14 protein-coding genes are annotated in these 18,849 nt (G+C 68.1%); 12 read left to right on the top strand and 2 right to left on the bottom strand.

Going from position 1 to position 18,849, the window contains the following annotated elements; all coding sequences use genetic code 11:
• Positions 1 to 156 precede the first annotated feature (156 nt).
• Genes G5A07_RS16415 through G5A07_RS16455 form a run of 9 tightly spaced genes read left to right on the top strand, consistent with a single transcriptional unit; the run spans position 157 to position 12,520 of the window.
• Positions 157 to 1,788 carry a TldD/PmbA family protein gene (locus G5A07_RS16415; RefSeq protein ID WP_053442341.1) on the top strand — a complete coding sequence of 544 codons (1,632 nt, stop codon included), beginning with the start codon at positions 157 to 159 and terminating at the stop codon, positions 1,786 to 1,788.
• A 30-nt stretch (positions 1,789 to 1,818) separates the two neighbouring features.
• Positions 1,819 to 3,453: a TldD/PmbA family protein gene (locus G5A07_RS16420; RefSeq protein ID WP_010487267.1), complete on the top strand. Its 1,635-nt coding sequence runs from the start codon at positions 1,819 to 1,821 to the stop codon at positions 3,451 to 3,453.
• A gap of 21 nt (positions 3,454 to 3,474) precedes the next feature.
• Entirely contained in the window at positions 3,475 to 4,809 is a 1,335-nt protein-coding gene (locus G5A07_RS16425) for a TldD/PmbA family protein (protein ID WP_019336350.1), read from the top strand.
• Positions 4,809 to 5,516: a DUF4159 domain-containing protein gene (locus G5A07_RS16430; protein WP_012509667.1), complete on the top strand. Its 708-nt coding sequence runs from the start codon at positions 4,809 to 4,811 to the stop codon at positions 5,514 to 5,516. Before G5A07_RS16425 ends, G5A07_RS16430 begins: the two co-directional genes overlap by 1 nt.
• 16 nt (positions 5,517 to 5,532) lie before the next feature.
• Positions 5,533 to 6,516 (top strand): MoxR family ATPase, encoded by a 984-nt coding sequence (locus G5A07_RS16435; protein WP_191863623.1) that lies wholly within the window; start codon positions 5,533 to 5,535, stop codon positions 6,514 to 6,516.
• A 7-nt stretch (positions 6,517 to 6,523) separates the two neighbouring features.
• Positions 6,524 to 7,420, top strand: coding sequence for a DUF58 domain-containing protein (locus G5A07_RS16440; protein ID WP_191863624.1), 897 nt, complete (start codon positions 6,524 to 6,526; stop codon positions 7,418 to 7,420).
• Positions 7,417 to 8,538 (top strand): BatA domain-containing protein, encoded by a 1,122-nt coding sequence (locus G5A07_RS16445; RefSeq protein WP_191863625.1) that lies wholly within the window; start codon positions 7,417 to 7,419, stop codon positions 8,536 to 8,538. Before G5A07_RS16440 ends, G5A07_RS16445 begins: the two co-directional genes overlap by 4 nt.
• Positions 8,535 to 10,715 (top strand): hypothetical protein, encoded by a 2,181-nt coding sequence (locus G5A07_RS16450; protein WP_191863626.1) that lies wholly within the window; start codon positions 8,535 to 8,537, stop codon positions 10,713 to 10,715. The genes G5A07_RS16445 and G5A07_RS16450 overlap by 4 nt, the downstream gene beginning before the upstream one ends.
• Positions 10,712 to 12,520 (top strand): hypothetical protein, encoded by a 1,809-nt coding sequence (locus tag G5A07_RS16455; RefSeq protein ID WP_191863627.1) that lies wholly within the window; start codon positions 10,712 to 10,714, stop codon positions 12,518 to 12,520. The genes G5A07_RS16450 and G5A07_RS16455 overlap by 4 nt, the downstream gene beginning before the upstream one ends.
• 110 nt (positions 12,521 to 12,630) lie before the next feature.
• Here the strand turns inward: G5A07_RS16455 and G5A07_RS16460 are convergent, their stop codons facing one another.
• Together G5A07_RS16460 and G5A07_RS16465 are read right to left on the bottom strand one after the other, a co-directional pair.
• Positions 12,631 to 13,305, bottom strand: coding sequence for a hypothetical protein (locus G5A07_RS16460; RefSeq protein ID WP_191863628.1), 675 nt, complete (start codon positions 13,303 to 13,305; stop codon positions 12,631 to 12,633).
• Positions 13,306 to 13,344: 39 nt separating this feature from the next.
• Positions 13,345 to 13,863: a hypothetical protein gene (locus G5A07_RS16465; RefSeq protein ID WP_191863629.1), complete on the bottom strand. Its 519-nt coding sequence runs from the start codon at positions 13,861 to 13,863 to the stop codon at positions 13,345 to 13,347.
• Positions 13,864 to 14,103: 240 nt separating this feature from the next.
• On the opposite strand from G5A07_RS16465, the gene G5A07_RS16470 reads away from it, so the two are divergent.
• The 3 genes from G5A07_RS16470 (at position 14,104) to G5A07_RS16480 (ending at position 18,809) form a co-directional block, all read left to right on the top strand.
• Positions 14,104 to 15,207 carry a hypothetical protein gene (locus G5A07_RS16470; RefSeq protein WP_049408926.1) on the top strand — a complete coding sequence of 368 codons (1,104 nt, stop codon included), beginning with the start codon at positions 14,104 to 14,106 and terminating at the stop codon, positions 15,205 to 15,207.
• Positions 15,208 to 15,300: 93 nt separating this feature from the next.
• Positions 15,301 to 17,790, top strand: a complete 2,490-nt coding sequence (locus G5A07_RS16475) for a DEAD/DEAH box helicase (RefSeq protein ID WP_191863630.1) — start codon at positions 15,301 to 15,303, stop codon at positions 17,788 to 17,790.
• Entirely contained in the window at positions 17,787 to 18,809 is a 1,023-nt protein-coding gene (locus G5A07_RS16480) for a ribonuclease H-like domain-containing protein (protein ID WP_191863631.1), read from the top strand. The genes G5A07_RS16475 and G5A07_RS16480 overlap by 4 nt, the downstream gene beginning before the upstream one ends.
• Positions 18,810 to 18,849: the final 40 nt, after the last annotated feature.

Here is an 18,849-nt window from a genome sequence, read left to right on the forward strand (position 1 = left end):
GCTTGAAGCAGGTGCAGGGCTGCAAGCCCTGCCGAAACCCCCACCAACCATGACTGCAGTCACTTGCCCGGACGCGCCGCGCTGGCGAAAGTCGAGGAGTTGACGTGATCGGTCCGGCCCGTTGCCAACCGCACGCAAGCGAGAGAGAGAAACGCTGTGCAACGACGTGAGTTCCTGGCTTTTTCCGGTCTGGGCCTGGCGGGCCTGCTGCTGCCGCATTCCCGTGCCATCGCCGCCGAGCAGCTGCTCGCACCGGTCGATACCGCCCAACGCCGGCGCCTGGCGGACGTGGCGCTCGCCGCCGCGCGCACCGCCAAGGCCAGCTACTGCGATGTCCGCATCGGCCGCTATCTCAACCAGTCGGTCATCACCCGCGAACACCAGGTCGGCAACGTGACCAACCGCGAATCGTCCGGCGTGGGCGTGCGGGTGATCGTCAACGGCGCGTGGGGCTTCGCTGCAACCCATCAGCAGACCGAGGCCGCCGTGCGCGCTGCGGTCGAGCAGGCGGCGGCGATCGCCCGCGCCAACGCCGGCATCCAGACCCGGCCGGTGCAGCTGGCGCCGACGCCGTCGGTGGGTGAGGTCCGCTGGCAGACGCCGGTCCGCAGGAACGCGATGGCGGTGCCGATCCAGGACAAGGTCGAGCTGCTGCTGGCGCTCAACGCCGCCGCGCTGAATGCGGGCGCCGACTACATCAATTCCACCCTGTTCCTGGTCAACGAACAGAAGTACTTCGCCTCCAGCGACGGTTCTTTCATCGACCAGGATATCCATCGCATCTGGCTGCCATTCACCGCCACTGCCATCGACAAGGCCAGCGGCAGGTTCCGTACCCGCGCCGGCCTCTCCTCGCCGATGGGCGTGGGCTACGAGTTCCTGGATGGCGATGCGAGTGGCAAGGTCCAGCTGCCCGGCGGCATCACCGCCTACCGCGATTCCTACGACCCGGTCGAAGACGCCATCGCCGCCGCCCGCCACGCGCGCGAGAAACTGAAGGCGCCGTCGGTGAAGCCCGGCAAGTACGACCTGGTGCTGGACCCGTCCAACCTGTTCCTGACCATCCACGAGAACGTCGGCCACCCGTTGGAGCTGGACCGCGTGCTCGGCTACGAAGCCAACTACGCCGGCACCAGCTTCGCCACGCTGGACAAGCGCGATGCCGGCTTCCGCTGGGGCAGCGACATTGTCACCTTCTTCGCCGACAAGACCCAACCGGGCAGCCTCGGTGCGGTCGGCTACGACGATGAAGGGGTGAAGACCCAGCGCTGGGACCTGGTGCGCGACGGCATCCTGGTCGACTACCAGGCCACCCGCGATGAAGCCCATATCCTCGGCCGCGATGCGTCGCACGGCTGCAGCTATGCCGATTCCTGGTCCAGCGTGCAGTTCCAGCGCATGGCCAATGTCTCGCTGGCGCCGGGCAAACAGCCACTCAGCGTCGAGGACATGATCAAGGACGTGGAGAACGGCATCTACATCCATGGCCGCGGGTCGTATTCGATCGACCAGCAGCGCTACAACGCGCAGTTCGGCGGCCAGCTGTACTACCAGATCAAGGACGGGAAGATCGCCGGCATGGTCGAGGACGCGGCCTACCAGATCCGCACGCCGGAATTCTGGAACGCCTGCACCGCCATCTGCGATGAACGCGATTTCCGCCTGGGCGGTTCGTTCTTCGATGGCAAGGGCCAGCCCGGCCAGGTCTCGGCGGTCTCGCACGGTTCGTCCACCACCCGCTTCAACGGCATCAACATCATCAACACCGCGCGCAGTCTCGGCGCTTGAGCCACCCATCCTTCGACATGGAGAGCAGCCTTGCAAAGACGTGACTTCCTGGCCCTGACCGGGCTTACCGCGGGTGGGCTGATCGTGCCCTCCTTCTTCGGCAAGGCGATTGCCGCCGAACAGCTGCAGAGCACGCTGGACCTGGGGCTGAAGAAGCGCCTGGCCGACGCCGCCCTGCAGGCCGCACGCAGCGCTGGCGCCACCTACTGCGACGTGCGCATCGGCCGCTACCTGCGGCAGTTCGTGATCACCCGCGAGGACAAGGTGCAGAACGTGGTGAACACCGAGTCCACCGGCGTGGGCATCCGCGTGATCGTCAACGGTGCCTGGGGCTTCGCGGCTACCAATGCGCTGGGTACGGCCGACGTGGCCAGGGCCGCGCAGCAGGCCGCGGCGATCGCCAAGGCCAATGCCGGCGTGCAGACCGCACCGGTGCAGCTGGCCAAGGCGCCGGGCGTCGGTGAGGTGAGCTGGCGCACGCCGATCCGCAAGAATGCGATGGAGGTGCCGATCAAGGACAAGGTCGGCCTGCTGCTGGACGTCAACGCTGCGGCGATGGGCGCCGGTGCCAGCTTCGTCAACTCGATGCTGTTCCTGGTCAACGAGCAGAAGTACTTCGCCTCCACTGATGGTTCCTACATCGACCAGGATGTGCATCGCATCTGGGCACCGATGACAATCACCGCCATCGACAAGTCCAGCGGCAAGTTCCGTACCCGCGAAGGCCTGTCCTCGCCGATGGGCCTGGGCTACGAGTACCTGGACGGCGCCGCCAGCGGCAAGGTGCTCACGCCCAACGGCGTGGTGAACTACGGTTCGTCCTACGACATGAAGGAAGACGCCATCGCGGCGGCCAAGCAGGCGCAGGAGAAGCTGAAGGCGCCGTCGGTGAAGCCCGGCAAGTACGACCTGGTACTCGATCCGTCGCATACCTGGCTGACCATCCATGAGTCGATCGGCCATCCGCTGGAGCTGGACCGCGTGCTCGGCTACGAGGCCAACTACGCCGGCACCAGCTTCGCCACCCTGGACAAGCGCGAGCAGCGCTTCCAGTACGGCAGCGAGCTGGTCAACATCTTCGCCGACAAGACCCAGCCGGGCAGCCTGGGCGCGGTCGCGTATGACGACGAAGGCGTGAAGTGCAAGCGCTGGGACCTGATCAGCGACGGCAAGCTGGTGGATTACCAGACCATCCGCGACCAGGCCCACATCCTCGGCAAGACCGAGTCCGATGGCTGCTGCTACGCCGATTCGTGGTCCAGCGTGCAGTTCCAGCGCATGGCCAATGTGTCGATGGCACCGGGCAAGAAGCCGCTGAGCGTGCCGGACCTGATCAAGGACGTGGAGAACGGCATCTACATCATCGGTGATGGTTCATTCTCGATCGACCAGCAGCGCTACAACGCGCAGTTCGGCGGCCAGCTGTTCTACGAGATCAAGAACGGCCAGATCACCCGCATGCTGGAAGACGTGGCCTACCAGATCCGCACGCCGGAGTTCTGGAATGCCTGCACCGCCGTGGCCGACGAGCGTGACTACCGCCTGGGCGGTTCGTTCTTCGACGGCAAGGGCCAGCCGGGCCAGGTCTCGGCGGTCTCGCACGGTTCGTCCACCGCGCGCTTCAACGGCATCAACGTCATCAACACCGCACGCAGCCTCGGCTGATCGGTCAGGAGCCCTTACACCATGAGTATCTTCACCGAAGCCCAGGCCAAGGCCATCCTCGACAAGGTCATCGCCCTGTCCAAGGCCGACGAGTGCACCGCCGTGCTGGCCGGCGCGATCAGCGGCAACATCCGTTTCGCGCTGAACAATGTCTCCACCAGCGGCATCGTCGACAACACCGAGCTGGCAGTCACCGTCGCCTTCGGCAAGCGCGTCGGCACGGCCTCGATCAACGAGTTCGACGATGCCGCGCTGGAACGCGTGGTGCGTCGTGCCGAGGATCTGGCCCGGCTGGCGCCGGAGAATCCGGAGTTCATGCCGGCCATCGGCAAGCAGAGCTACCGCGCCAGCCCGACCTTCAGCGAATCCACCGCTGCCATCGATCCGGCCTTCCGCGCCAAGGTCGCCGCCGATTCGATCGCTCCTTGCCGTGGCCACGGCCTGATCGCCGCCGGCTTCCTCGAAGACGGCCAGGGCTTCCAGGCCACCGCCAACAGCAACGGCAACTTCGCCTACCAGCGCACGACCAACTTCGACTACACCTGCACCGTGCGTACCGAAGATGGCCGTGGTTCGGGCTGGGTTGGCCGCAACCTGAAGGATGCCGCCGACTTCAAGGCCGACCAGGACATCCGCATCGCCATGCGCAAGGCCACCGAATCGGCCGAAGCCAAGGCGCTGGAACCGGGCAAGTACACGGTGATCCTGGAGCCCGCCGCGGCCGCGGGCCTGATCAGCTTCATGATGAACTTCTTCAGCGCACGCTCGGCCGATGAAGGTCGCAGCTTCCTGTCGAAGAAGGGCGGTGGCAACAAGCTGGGCGAGCAGGTCTACGACCCGCGCGTGACCATGATTGCCGACCCGTGGCATCCGGACGCACCGGTGCTGCCGTGGGACGGCGAGGGCATGCCGCGCGAGCGCATGGCCATCATCGAGAACGGCAAGATCGCCAACCTGGACTACTCGCGCTTCTGGGCACAGAAGCAGGGCAAGACCGCCAAGGCCACGCCGGGCAACCTGCTGATGAGCGGTGGCGACAAGAGCACCGCCGAACTGGTGCGCGGCACCCAGAAGGGCATCCTGGTCACCCGTACCTGGTACATCCGCATGGTCGATCCGCAGACCGTGCTGCTGACCGGCCTCACCCGCGACGGCACCTTCTACATCGAGAACGGCCAGATCAAGCACCCGGTGAAGAACTTCCGCTTCAACGAATCGCCGGTGATCATGCTCAACAACATCGAAGAGCTGGGCAAGCCGGTGCGCGTGGCCGGTGATGAATCCAGCTACGTGATGATGATCCCGCCGATGAAGCTGCGCGATTTCACCTTCACCTCGCTGTCCGACGCGGTCTGATGGATCGCCGGGCCTGCCTGCGCTGGTTGGCCGCTGCCGCTTCGGCGGCGGCGCTGCCGGCCTTCGCGCAGGCGGGCCCGCGCAGTTCGCGCTACGACTTCTGGTTCACCCGCCTGCAGTACGACTCCGGTGACTGGGACGTGGACGCGCGCATGCCGTCCAACCTGATCACCTCACTGATCGACTACACCTCGCTGCGCGTGGACCCGCAGGAACACGTGGTGGCGCTGGCCGACCCGCGCATGCTGGAGGCGCCGTTCTGCTACCTGGCGGGGCACACGCTGGTGGAGTTCAACGCCGCCGAACGGCAGAACTTCGTGCGCTATGTTCGCAATGGCGGCTTCGTCTTCGTCGACGACTGCAACCATGACATCGACGGCCTGTTCGCCACCTCATTCGAGGCGCAGATGGGTCGCCTGTTTGGTCCGAAGGCACTGCAGAAGCTGCCCAACAGCCACGCGCTGTACCGTAGCTTCTTCCGCTTCCCCGATGGCCCGCCCGCCACCAGCTTCGAACTCAACGGCTGGGGCGACGACCTGGTGCACGACTACCTGAAGGGCATCGAGGTCGACGGCCGCCTGGGCCTGCTCTACAGCAACAAGGACTATGGCTGCGAGTGGGACTACGACTGGCGCAACAAGCGCTTCCTGGCCGAGGACAACACCCGCTTCGGCGTCAACATCGTGATGTACGCGTTGAACAATTGATAGGACCTGCACGCCCATGACCTCCCCCGACCTCGATTCCCTGCTGCCGCGCCTGCACGATCTGCGCGCTGCGCTCGCACGCGCCGTGGTGGGCCAGAACACCGTGGTCGAGCAGCTGCTGATCGGCCTGCTGGCCGGCGGCCACTGCCTGCTGGAAGGTGCGCCCGGGCTCGGCAAGACCCTGCTGGTGCGCTCGCTCGGCCAGGCACTGGAGCTGCAGTTCCGGCGCGTGCAGTTCACCCCGGATCTGATGCCCAGCGACATCCTCGGCACCGAGCTGCTGGAGGAAGACCACGGTACGGGCCATCGCCATTTCCGCTTCCAGCAGGGCCCCATCTTCACCAACCTGCTACTGGCCGACGAGCTCAACCGTACCCCGCCCAAGACCCAGGCCGCACTACTGGAAGCCATGCAGGAACGCACGGTCAGCTACGCCGGCACCACCTACGCATTGCCCGCGCCGTTCTTCGTGCTGGCCACGCAGAACCCGATCGAGCAGGCCGGCACCTACCCGCTGCCGGAAGCACAGCTGGATCGTTTTCTGCTGCACGTTCTGGTGGATTACCCCAGCGAAGACGAGGAACGGCAGATCCTGGAACAAACCACCGGCGGCACCACCGACGCGGTACCGACGGTGATGGACGCCGAGGCGGTGATCGCGCTGCAGGCTGCGGTACGCCAGGTGCATGTCAGCCCTGATGTGCTGGCCTGGATCACCCGCCTGGTGCGCGCCAGCCGCCCCGGCGACGGCGCACCGGCGGCCATCAACCAATGGGTGAAGTGGGGCGCCGGCCCGCGCGCCGGGCAATCGCTGGTGCTGGCGGCGAAAGCACGCGCACTGCTGCAGGGCCGGTTCGCCGCCACCCGCGAGGATGTGCAGGCGCTTGCCGCACCGGTGATGCGCCATCGCCTGCTGCTGTCGTTCGCCGCCGAGGCCGAGCAGAAGCGTGCCGACGACGTGGTCGCTGCGCTGCTGCAGGCCGTGCCGTTCCCGGGTTGATCCTCGCGTGAACGCCGGTACCCCGCTGACGTTGCCACCGGAACTGCGTGCGCGCCTGCGCATGCTGCGGTTGCGGCCGCGCCTGGCCAGCGGGGCGAGCGGCATTGGCCAGCACGCCAGCCGCAGCCGCGGTGCCGGTCTCGAATTCGCCCAGTACCGTGCCTATGAGCCCGGCGACGAACTGCGCCAGATCGACTGGAAGCTGTATGCGCGCTCGGACCGCTTCTTCGTGCGCGAATCCGAACGCGAAAGCCCGATCACGGTCTGGCTGCTGCTCGACGCCACCGCTTCGGCCAACCAGGTGGATCGCGCGGCACCGCGGCGCACGCGCCTGGACCACATGCGCGGGGTGGCCGCCTGCGCGGTTGAACTGGCCCTGCAACAGGGCGACCGCTTTGGCCTGCTGGCAATCAATGGCGATGGACTGCAACTTGTGCCCGCGGAGAACGGCGCACGCCAGCGGGATCGCGTGCACCTGCAGCTGCATGCCCTGCAGGCGCGCGGCGCCTGGCCTGCTGCTGATCGCCTTCGGCCGCTGTGGGAGCGCGTTCGCCCGGGGGATCTGCTGCTGACGATCGGCGACGGCTTCGACGACGCCGGCATCGTGTTGCTGGAACAGCTGGCCGGCGCACGCCGCGAAGTGGCACTGTTGCAGATCCTCACCGCCGACGAGCGCGACTTCCCGTTCGATGCCGGCCATCGCTTCCGCGACCCGGAAACCGGCGAGGAACTGCTGGGCGATGGTGCGGCGATCCGCGCTGACTACCTGCAGCGCTTCGCCGACGCACGCAGCGCATTACGTGCGCGCCTGCAGGCCAGCGGCATCGCCAGTGCCACCGGCTGGCTCGACCAACCGTTGGACCAGCCGCTGCAGGCGCTGTTCGGCCGTGGGGGCGCTGCATGATCCTGCTGTTCCCGTTGGGCCTGGCCGCGCTCGCCGCAGGGCTGTTGCCGTTGTTGATTCATCTGGCCCGGCGCCATCCGTATACGCCGCTGGATTTCGCCGCGCTGCGCTGGCTGCGTGCACAGATCCGGCCGCGCCAGCGCATCCGCTTCGATGACTGGCCGTTGCTGCTGGTGCGGCTGTTACTACTGGTAGCCTTGGCGCTGTTGCTGGCGCGGCCCGCGCTGACCGGCCCGGTGGCGCCCCCCGCTGCATGGACCGTGGTAGCGCCGGAACTGGATGCCATGGCACTGCGTGGAACGGCCAAGGATGGCAACTGGCACTGGCTGGCACCTGGCTTCCCCGCCATCGATCAGGCACCACCGGCATCCAGCGCATCCCTGCCCAGCCTGTTGCGCGAACTGGACGCACAGCTGCCCGCGGGCACCGCGTTGACCGTGCACGTTCCCGATCCCCTGCCCGGCCTGGATGGCGCCCGCCTGCAGCTGTCGCGCGACGTGCAATGGCACACGCAGCCGATGCCGGTCACACCGCCGCAGACTGCAGCGGCATTGCCGCAGCTGCGCGCGCACGGCGAGGCATCCGCCACTGCCCAGCACTGGTTGAACGCACTGCAGCGCGCATGGGGCGTGCAGGCACCGCTCGCTCCGCTGTCGGTGGATGCCCTGCCCGAACGCGGCGAGATCGGCGTGTGGAGCCGCAGCGATGCACTGCCGGCGAACTGGCAGGCGTGGCTGCGCGACGGCGGTCGTGTCATCACCGCCGGCAAGCCCGCTGCCGACGCCCGCATCCTGCTGCGCGACGCGGAGGGCGCACCGCTGCTGTGGCAACAACACGTCGGCCACGGCTATCTGCTGGCGCTGCCGGGCGACTGGAATACCACGAGCAACGCCGCGCTGCGCGATCCGAAGTTGCCGCGTGCCCTGCTGCTGGCGCTGCAGCCACCCACGGCTCCGCGCCTGGGCGATGCACGTGACCAGGCACCGCAGCGGGCCGCATTGCCTGCTGCAACACCACCGCTGCGTGAGCCGACGCCTTGGCTGTTGCTGGCTATCGTGCTGCTGTTCGCGCTGGAACGCTGGATGGCCAGCAGCGCCCGCCGCAGGGTGGCCGCATGAATACCTGGCAGCACGCCTGGCAACGTGCGCGCCGGCGCCGTGCGCTCATCACCCTGCTGCTGGGCCTGCCATGGGCGCTGGCTGCGGCGGTGCTGGCCCTGCGTCTGGCAGGTTTCGATATCGCCTGCGTCGTCGGTACGATCAGCCTGCTCGCGTGTGCGGGCTTCGCCACTGCGCATGCCCGCCAACTGGACCGGCAGTGGCTGCAACGCCACCTTGATGGCAGCGGTGCCAGCGAGGACAGTGCCGATCTGCTGTTCGCCGATGCCGCCACGCTCAATCCGCTGCAGCAGCGCCAGCGTGCGCATGTGCTGGCCACGCTGGAACACGCGATGCCGGAGCTGCGTCCACACTGGCCGCCCGGGGCATTGGCGCTGTGCTGGATCGCGGGCCTGGCCATTGTTGTGCTGGCAGTCGGCTGGCCACGTTCGAACCCCGGTTCCGCGCCAGTCCGCACGTCGGCGCCAGGCAGCACGGCCGCCGCAGGCCCGCTACGCCTGCAGTCCACCCGCCTGCGCATCGACGCACCGGTCTATACCGGCCAGGCCACGCTCACCCAGAATGCGCTGGACGCCAAGGTCGCCGCCGACAGCCGGCTGTCCTGGTCGCTACGCTTCGACCGTGCACCGGACAAGGCATGGCTGCAGTTCCACGATGGTCGCAGGTTGCCGCTGAGCGAGCACGAAGGACAGTGGCAGGCGCAGGATGTGGCACGCGCGCCGGTGCTGTACCGCGTGGTGAGCGAACCGGCACTGGCAGAGACCCGCCTGCATCGGCTGGATGTGGTGGCCGACCGTGCACCCCGCGTGCGCGTACTGGAGCCCACGGCCAGCCTGGTGCTGGGCACGCCGGGGCAGCGACAGTGGGCACTGCGCTTCGAAGCCAACGACGATTACGGTGTCGCGGCGCAGGCAACGCTGTCGATCACCACCACCCAGGGCAGCGGTGAGAACATCACCTTCGTGAAGCGCAGCGTCACGCTTGCCGGCAGCGGCGAAGCCACCGCGCGGCGTTTCGCCCACACCCTGGATCTGGCGTCACTGGGCGCGCAGCCCGGCAACGATGTGATCGCCCAGCTGGAGGTGCGCGATAATCATGCACCCACGCCGCAGACCGGGCGCAGCAGCAGCGTGATCCTGCGCCTGCCCAGCGCCGAAGTTGCGCTCGGTGCAGAGCTCGAGGGCCGCATCAAGAAGACCCTGCCTGCGTACTTCCGCAGCCAGCGGCAGATCATCATCGATGCCGAAGCCCTGATCCGGCAGCGACGCAGCCTGGCCGCCGAGGACTTCGTGAAGCGCAGCGATGCGATCGGTGTCGACCAGCGCATCCTGCGCCTGCGCTACGGCCAGTTCCTGGGCGAGGAAAGCGAAGGTGCACCGAAGCCACCGCCGACCAGCGACCTGCCCACCAGCGATACGCCGGCCGCAGACGACCACGACCACGACCATGACGACGAGCACGATCACGACCATGGCGCCGATGCAGGCGCGCACGACGCGCATGGCCACGACCACGGCGGCAAGCCGGCCAATGCCGATACGCCACCGGTGTTCGGCAGCGACACCGACGTGCTCTCCGAGTATGGCCACACCCATGACCACGCCGAGGCGGCGACTCTGCTCGATCCGCAGACCCGCGCCACGTTGAAGGCCGCGCTGGACCAGATGTGGTCGGCCGAAGGCGAGCTGCGCCAGGGCCGTCCGGAACAGGCATTGCCCTTCGCGTACAAGGCGCTGGGCTTCATCAAGCAGGTGCAGCAGGCCGAACGCATTTATCTGGCCCGGGTCGGGCCGGAGCTGCCACCGATTGATGAAGGCCGTCGACTCGGCGGTGATCGCGCCGGACTGGCCAGTCGTGAACTGCCGTTGGCCGCGCGCACGCCGCCGGACCCGGCCATTGTTGAAGCCTGGCAACGCCTCGGCGATGACAACGGCGCACCGGATCTCGATGCGCTCGCGACCTGGCAGCAGCGCAACGCCGCCTACCTGCCCGATGCACTGGATCTGGCCGCCGCCATCGAGCAGCTGCGCATCGAGCCCGGTTGCCACGACTGCCGCCTGCGCCTGCGCGCACAGCTGTGGCGGGCACTGCAACGTCCACTGCCGCAGGCGATGCGGCGCAGTGCGGCCGATGCGATGGGCCAGCGCTACCTCGACGCGCTGGAGGCGCAGCCATGACCCCCTCCAGCCCGAACCTGTGGATTGCGCTGGCACTTGCTGTGGTCGTGGTCATCGCCAGCGTGCGCCTGTTGCGTGGAAGCACAACGCACCCAGGCCGCCGCTGGATCGGCATTGCGCTGCAGATCGCCGCTGCCATGCTGCTGTATTTCTGCCTCGTACCCCCCAATCGCCAGCAGCCCGCAGGCGGGTTGGTCGTGCTGGGAATCGATGCCGACCGGGCTGGCGCACTCCCGGCCAGCGAAGGCCCACTGCTGCTGTTACCCGAAGCTGCCGATGTGCCCGGCGCACAGCGCGTACCCGACCTGGCCACCGCGCTGCGCCAGCATCCAGCCTCCACGCTGACGCTGGTCGGTGCGGGCCTGGCCGCACGGGACCGCGACGCGCTGCTGCCACCGGATGTACGTTGGCAGGCTGCACCGGAGCCGCGCGGCTGGATCGCGCTGCAACCACCGGCCGATGTGGCTCCCGGTGCACGCTTCGAAGTAGTGGCCCAGGCGCGTGGCGCGGCAAAGGCGAAAGCAGAACTGCTCGACCCGGCCGACAGCGTGGTCGATCGCACGGACGTTGCCGACGACGGCCGCGTGCAGCTGAGCGGCATCGCCCGAGCCGAAGGCCGCAGCGTGTTCAAGCTGCGCCTGCTCGATGCCGACGGCCATGTGGTGGACAGCGTACCGGTGCCGCAGCAGACCCTGCCGGCCGCACCGCTGCGCCTGCTGGTGCGCGCCAGTGCGCCGGGCCCAGAGCTGAAGTACCTGCGCCGCTGGGCGGCCGATGCCGGCATCCGTGTGCAGGTGCAGGCGGATACCGGGGCCGGACTCAGCGTTGGCGATGGCCCGGTGTTGATCGATGCAGCATCGCTGACGCGCAGCGATCTGCTGCTGCTGGACGAACGCAGCCTGGCGGCATTGAGTGCGGGCCAGCTGGCCGCCGTGCGCCAGGCCCTGCGCGATGGATTGGGCGTGCTGGTCCGCAGCGCGGGCGCACCTTCGGCCAGTGCGCGCCAGCGTCTCCGCGATCTGGGCCTGCCCGTGCAGGGCGATGGCAGCAGCCGCACCCTCGAGCTTCCCGGCGATGGCGAAAGCGCGATCCTCGCCGCACGACGTGGCCCGCTTGCCGCCGGCACGTTGCCGACCGGCTACGGCGAAGAGGCCGATCGCAGCTCGCACAGTGCCGCGCTGCCTTCGCTGGAAGCACTGGCGTTGCAGCCGCCGGGCAGCAACGCGCTGCTGCACGATCGTGCCGGCAATGCCATCGGTGGCTGGCGCGCGGTTGGCAGGGGCCGCATCGGCCTGCTGCCGCTGACCGACAGCTGGCGCTGGGTGCTGGCCGGGCGCGATGACCGCCATGGCGAACTCTGGAGCAGCGTGGTGGCCACGCTGGCGCGCGCACAGAGCCGCGATGATGCGCTGTGGTCACCGCAGCCGATCAGCTGGGCAGGCGAACGGCAGGCGCTGTGTGGCGTGCAAGCGCCGCTGCAGGTCTTCAACAAACGTGGTGACGCCGTACCCCTGATTGTCGATGGCGCGACATCGGCGCTGCGCTGCGCCGGCTGGTGGCCCCGTGAGGCAGGCTGGCAGCGCCTGCAGCGTGGCGACAGCGTTGTCTGGCGCTATGTGTTCGACCCGAAGGATGCACCGACGCTGCATCGGCAGGCGATGATCGATGCGACCACGCAGGCGTTGGCTGCCAGCACGCCTGCAGACGCGTCGGTGATGCAACCCGTGCCGGGCTCGCGCTGGCCGTGGTGGCTGGCGTTCGTGTTGTGCGCATCATTGCTGTGGTGGCTGGAGCGGCGGCGCTGAGCCTGGGGTCGGATCCCTTTCGTTCGCGAAAGGGCTCCGACCCCGCCGTTGGATCGCGCACAGCATCCACGCGTGGCGTGGATCTACCGGCCCCATCCCTCATGCGCCCTTCAACGTTTTCCGGCGCGCCGGTACACACCGTTGAAACGCACGTTCATGCCACCGCATTCGCTGTTATCGGCCACGATCAGCACCTCACCCAGCGAATGCACTCGCACCCTGCAGGTGTCCTCGACGAATTCCACATCAGCACCACGCGGCGTCGCCCGCGCTTCCACCTGGCCCATGTTCGGCCCGTAGGGACGCTGTTCCGGCGTAGGGTTGGCTGAGGGCCAGTAGGCGTCACCCTCCACATGAAGTTGCCCGCCCTGCACGCGGATCTTCAGGCCGTTGTCGCCATCCTTCCACTCGCCCGCCCAATCCTGCAGCGCTGGCACGACCACCGGCAACGCCCGCAGCTTGCTGCGGTCGACCCAACCGGCGCTGCCACCCACCTTGTTCGGGAAGAACGCGCAGCGATAGCGGCCCAGGTCGCGCCCGGTCACCACGGTATCGCCATTGACCACATAGCTGCGCTGGCGGCAGGCCGGCTCGCCCTTGGCCGGGCAGCCGTCCATGTCGCCAAGCAGGTACAGACGTGGTGCATCGACCACCCGCGCCAGGGCGAACCGGTTCTGTTCGGAGGGAAACGCGCCATTGCGGCAGGCGCCATCATCGGCAATGCCATCCGCGAAGGCGGAGACCGGCAGCAATGCGGCCAACAGGCAGATCGAACGCAGGAACATGGCAGCCCTACCGGTGGGGGAGCCAGCAGGATATACGGCCTACTTCACCGGCGGTGCATCACCGGCATCCTGCTCCTGGGAGAACCGCAGCGCACGCTGCTGCTGCTCGGCACTGAGCTCGGGCGGTGGCCGCGCCACGGCGGCCTGGATCTGCGCAGGTCCGCCGGTGAGTTTGTTGATCCCCTTGGCCGCCGCCATCACCCCCTTGACCACGCCCATCATGATGTAGCCGCCGCCCATGCTGACCTGCTCCGGCGAGGGCGGTTCGCTCCAGTCGCGGCTGAAGCGGTTGTCGCCGAACTTCACCGGATTCTTGAAGCGGTACAGGTCCAGCGGCTCGTCTTCCGGCTTGAGCGCACGCACTTCGCCGAGGGTGGTGACATTGTCCTGCGGCAGGGTGGTGGAGATCGGCGCGGCAGGTGCTGCCGGGACATCAGCAGGGGGAGCGGGCACAGGATCGGACACCGCTACCGGCGCTGCCTGCTGCGCCTGCGCGACGCCCGCCAGCAACAGGCTGGCCAGCAGTACTCCCTGCGTTCCACGTTGTGCCACAGCCATCCACCCTGTTGGTTGCGTCCAGTGAACAAGGATACGGATGCGGGCTTCAGATTTCGTTGGCATCGGCGGGGGCATTCAGGGTGTGTCACGCATCATCGCTGCGCGGCCTGGGCGCCGAAGTTTGCAACGAACTTCATTCCCCTCGGGAGGCGGGGACGGCATCCTGCGATTTTCCCGGTAAGGCCCATCCCTGATGACAGCTCCCTCCACACGCCCGCCGCGTCGGCCAGTCGCCTGCTGATGTCGCGCGCGGCAGTACTGGTGGGTCTGGCGGTCGTGTGCCTGATGGTCATCGCGACCGCCGCCGAATGGACATCGCGTGTCCGCGCCGGCATCGCCTCGCTGCGCCGCAGCAGCACGCTGCGGACGCTGGGCGCGGACGAACACATGGCACTGGCACCGGTGCGCGCGTTGACCGGCTGCGACCACGACGACCAGGTAAAGCGGCTGCATGGCGCCTTCACCGGTGGGGCGTGGCGGAACAGCTTCCCGGTCGGTGACGGCTTCCTGGGTGGCATTCCCGTGCTGGTGCCAAGACAGGCATGGCCCTACCTCTCGGAAGACAATGAAGCTGACGTGGTACTGGGTGATCACGTGGCCATGGTGGTGCGTCTCAATGGCTTCACCATCGCTGCTGCACGGCCGGATGCAGCCACCAGCCGCGTCTGTGGCGAGCGCCTGGAGACACCCGAAGAAATCTCGATGCGACGGGGTCCCGGCCTGCGCCCGTCCCCGCTGCTGATTGCCGCACTGGCGCTGTGGGCCGCCACCGGCGTCCCGGGCCTGCTCGCCATGCCGTTGCTCGCCATCGCCGGTCTTGCGGCCTGGCTGGGCTTCCCTCGCCGCAACGGCCCTGCGACAGCGCAGCGCGTGCTGCGGGTACGCGGGCGCCTGCGCGCGTACCAGCGTACTGCCCAGACATCACGGGTGTGGTTGCTGGGCAATGACCGGCGTGTGCAGCTTCCAGAGAATTGGGAGCACGCTGCGGCATTCTCCCGCGGGCGCTCGATGCTGCTGGATGTGCGCGCCTGTGACGGCGCAGTGCTGGGCGCTGGCACGGCGTGGTGCCTGGCCAGCGACCGACGGCGCTATCCGCCCACGGGAGGGTTCTGGCAACTGGCGTGGGTGGGCCTGCTGTTGTGCGTGCTGGTCTTCGGCGCCGCCTGGATGCCGTGGTCGCAGCGCCTGGAGCCGGGCTGGCCGCTTGCGTCTGGCTGGCAGGCGGTGGCATTGCTGGCGTTGGGCTGGCACGCGGTGCGGTTTGTGGTCTGCATGGTGCAATTCCTCCGCCGCAGCGAGGCGCTTGACGCGGACATCGCGCAGCGTCCGGACCCGTGGCACTGAACGGTTCACGCCCTTCGCGCGCGATGTCTCACATCCTGAGACGTGGATGTGGTGCCATGTGACCCCTCGCAATCCGTCCCGGCTCCACTTTCCATGGCCTACGAACTCGCCAAGCGCACCGCCGACGCCGAGCAGAAGCTCGCTACCCGCGACGGCCTGCCCGCCCGCGACGGCGCCCTGCTCAGCGCGCGCCTGCAGCGCCGCTACCAGGACCGCATCACCGGCAGCTTTGCCATTCCTGGCCGCGAAGGGCGCTACGCGCCGATTCCCGCGTCGGTGCCGCCGGCGCTGGCCGCCGCGCTGAAGGCGCGTGGCATCGAACAGCTCTACAGCCACCAGGCCGAGGCGTGGGAGGCCAGCCAGCGCGGCGAACACGTCGCCATCGTCACCCCCACCGCCAGCGGCAAGTCGCTGTGCTACACCCTGCCGGTAGTCAGCGCGGCGATGCAGGACAAGGCCAAGGCGCTGTACCTGTTCCCGACCAAAGCGCTGGCCCAGGACCAGGTGGCCGAGCTGCTGGAACTCAACCGCGCCGGCGATCTGGGGGTGAAGGCCTTCACCTTCGACGGCGACACCCCCGGCGATGCACGCCAGGCCATCCGCCTGCACGGCGACATCGTGGTCTCCAACCCGGACATGCTGCACCAGGCGATCCTGCCGCATCACACCAAGTGGGCGCAGTTCTTCGAGAACCTGCGCTACATCGTCATCGACGAAGTGCACACCTACCGCGGGGTGTTCGGCAGCCATGTCAGCAATGTACTGCGGCGGCTCAAGCGCATCTGCGCGTTCTATGGCGTGCAACCGCAGTTCATCCTGTGCTCGGCCACCATCGGCAACCCGCAGGCACATGCCGAGGCGCTGATCGAAGCGCCGGTCACCGCCATCACCGAATCCGGTGCGCCCAGCGGGCCGAAGCAGGTGCTGCTGTGGAACCCGCCGGTGATCAATCCGGACCTGGGCCTGCGCGCCTCGGCGCGATCGCAGAGTAACCGCATCGCGCGCATCGCGATCAAGTCCGGGCTGAAGACCCTGGTGTTCGCGCAGACACGCCTGATGGTGGAAGTGCTGACCAAGTACCTGAAGGATATTTTCGACCACGACCCGCGCAAGCCGCCGCGCATCCGCGCCTACCGCGGTGGCTACCTGCCCACCGAGCGGCGTGAGACCGAGCGCGCGATGCGTGCCGGCAACATCGACGGCATCGTCAGCACCTCGGCGCTGGAACTGGGCGTGGATATCGGCAGCCTGGACGTGGTCATCCTCAACGGCTACCCCGGCAGCGTGGCCGCCACCTGGCAGCGCTTCGGCCGCGCCGGTCGCCGCCAGCAGCCCGCGCTGGGGGTGATGGTGGCCAGTTCGCAGCCGCTGGACCAGTACGTGGTGCGCCATCCGGACTTCTTCGCCGAAGCCTCGCCCGAGCACGCGCGCATCGCGCCGGACCAGCCGCTGATCCTGTTCGACCACATCCGCTGCGCAGCCTTCGAGCTGCCGTTCCGGGTCGGCGATGGCTTCGGCCCGATCGATCCGGAAGTGTTCCTGGAAGCGCTGGCCGAGACCGAAGTCATCCACCGCGAAGGCGAGCGCTGGGAATGGATCGCCGACAGTTATCCCGCCAATGCGGTCAGCCTGCGCGCGGTGGCCGACGGCAACTTCGTGGTGGTCGACCGCAGCGATGGCCGCCAGCAGATCATCGCCGAGGTCGATTATTCCGCCGCCGCACTCACCCTGTACGAAGGCGCCATCCACATGGTGCAGTCCACTCCGTACCAGGTGGAGACGCTGGACTGGGACGGGCGCAAGGCCTACGTCACCCGCACCCACGTGGACTACTACACCGACAGCATCGACTTCACCAAGCTCAAGGTGCTTGACCGCTTCGATGGCGGCGTGGCCGGTCGTGGCGATTCGCACCACGGCGAAGTGCACGTGGTACGCCGCGTGGCCGGCTACAAGAAGATCCGCTATTACACCCACGAAAACATCGGCTACGGGCCGGTGAACCTGCCCGACCAGGAACTGCACACCACGGCGGTGTGGTGGCAGCTGCCACAGGCGCTGCTGCTGCGCGCCTTCGCCAGCAAGCAGGATGCGCTGGATGGCTTCCTCGGCGCAGCGTATGCGCTGCACATCGTCGCCACCGTGGCGGTGATGGCCGATGCGCGCGACCTGCAGAAGTCGGTCGGCAACGGCGATGGTTCCTGGTTCGCGATCGCCGACCAGAGCGGCCGTGGCCAGCTGCGTGGCAGCGAGGGTGATCCTGGCGTTGTCGAGCTATTGCAGGAGTTCGTGCCCACCGTGTACCTGTACGACAACTTCCCCGGTGGCGTCGGCCTCAGCGAGCCGCTGTGGCAGCGCCAGGCCGAGCTGGTGCAGCGCGCGCGCGAACTGGTGCAGCGCTGCGACTGCAAGGCCGGCTGCCCGGCCTGTGTCGGCCCCGTCCTGGCCGCGCAGGAAGAGGATGAGACTTCGCCGCGCGCGCTGGCACTGCGCGTGCTCGACCTGTTCGATGCCGACGCCTGCCAGGATGTGCCCGACGTGGTGATCACCACGCGCGAGCCGATGGAGTTGCTGGCACCGTGAGCCTGAGCCTGGACAAGCTGCGCCTGCTGCGGAAGCAGGCCGGCGACCCGAAGGCGAGCACACCGGCCGCGCCGGACGTGCCCCCTGCGCCACCGGCATCCGTGGCCGCCAACGATGCGCGGCAACCACCGGCCGAACGTTCGGTGTTCGCCTGGGTCGAACAGGAAATCCGCCACAAGCCGACCGGCGCTGCGGCCTCCGCACCGGCACCCGTACCGCTGCGTCGGCCGGAAGTAGGCAGCCTGCATCGCCTGCTCGGCCTGCGCTCCCGCGGCAGTACCACGCCGGCACGCGCCAGCGCACAGGATCGTCAGCTGCCCGGCGAGGAGATCGCACCGGGCCTGTTCCTGATCGAATCGCTGCAGCCGCAACCAATCCCGACCGCCCCGCTGTCATTGGCCTTCGCCAAGCGCGAGGACCAGCACGTAGCTGCGCGCGACCTGCTGTTCTTCGATACCGAGACCACCGGCCTGGCCGGTGGCACCGGCACGCGTGCCTTCATGATCGGCGCGGCCGACTGGTACGTGTGCCCGCAGCGTGGCGAAGGCCTGCGCACCCGCCAGCTGCTGATGTCGACCATGGCTGCGGAAGAAGCGATGCTGGCCACCTTCGCCAGCTGGCTGCAACCGTCCACCGTGTTCTGCAGCTACAACGGCCGCAGCTATGACGCACCGCTGCTGAAAGCGCGTTACCGGCTGGCCCGGCAACGTTGCCCGATCACCGCACTGGATCACGTCGACCTGCTCTATCCCACGCGCCGCCGCTATCGCGGCACGTGGGAGAACTGCAAGCTGTCCACCATCGAACGCCAGCTGTTGCGCGTGGTGCGCGAGGACGACCTGCCGGGCTCGGAAGCCCCGGGCGCATGGCTGCGCTTCCTGCGCGGCGGCGATGCGGTGAACCTGCGGCGGGTCGCCGACCACAATCACCAGGACGTGGTGACGCTGGCCCTGCTGCTGCAGCGGCTGGTGCGCGAGGAACAACGCGAACGCGAGACGCTGGCGCTGGTCGGGCAGTAGGCGTTGACGCGGCCTGACGGTGGCAGCGGTGACACTGCCG

Source organism: Stenotrophomonas sp. AS012628, from assembly GCF_010608305.1.
Lineage (GTDB): Bacteria > Pseudomonadota > Gammaproteobacteria > Xanthomonadales > Xanthomonadaceae > Stenotrophomonas > Stenotrophomonas geniculata.

Excerpts from the sequence above, each read along its gene's own strand:
- G5A07_RS16465 (WP_191863629.1), bottom strand. The coding sequence starts at position 13,863 with ATGGCTGTGGCACAACGTGGAACGCAGGGAGTACTGCTGGCCAGCCTG.
- G5A07_RS16455 (WP_191863627.1), top strand. The coding sequence starts at position 10,712 with ATGACCCCCTCCAGCCCGAACCTGTGGATTGCGCTGGCACTTGCTGTG.
- G5A07_RS16435 (WP_191863623.1), top strand. The coding sequence starts at position 5,533 with ATGACCTCCCCCGACCTCGATTCCCTGCTGCCGCGCCTGCACGATCTG.
- G5A07_RS16460 (WP_191863628.1), bottom strand. The coding sequence starts at position 13,305 with ATGTTCCTGCGTTCGATCTGCCTGTTGGCCGCATTGCTGCCGGTCTCC.
- G5A07_RS16445 (WP_191863625.1), top strand. The coding sequence starts at position 7,417 with ATGATCCTGCTGTTCCCGTTGGGCCTGGCCGCGCTCGCCGCAGGGCTG.
- G5A07_RS16470 (WP_049408926.1), top strand. The coding sequence starts at position 14,104 with ATGTCGCGCGCGGCAGTACTGGTGGGTCTGGCGGTCGTGTGCCTGATG.
- G5A07_RS16475 (WP_191863630.1), top strand. The coding sequence starts at position 15,301 with ATGGCCTACGAACTCGCCAAGCGCACCGCCGACGCCGAGCAGAAGCTC.
- G5A07_RS16430 (WP_012509667.1), top strand. The coding sequence starts at position 4,809 with ATGGATCGCCGGGCCTGCCTGCGCTGGTTGGCCGCTGCCGCTTCGGCG.
- G5A07_RS16450 (WP_191863626.1), top strand. The coding sequence starts at position 8,535 with ATGAATACCTGGCAGCACGCCTGGCAACGTGCGCGCCGGCGCCGTGCG.
- G5A07_RS16425 (WP_019336350.1), top strand. The coding sequence starts at position 3,475 with ATGAGTATCTTCACCGAAGCCCAGGCCAAGGCCATCCTCGACAAGGTC.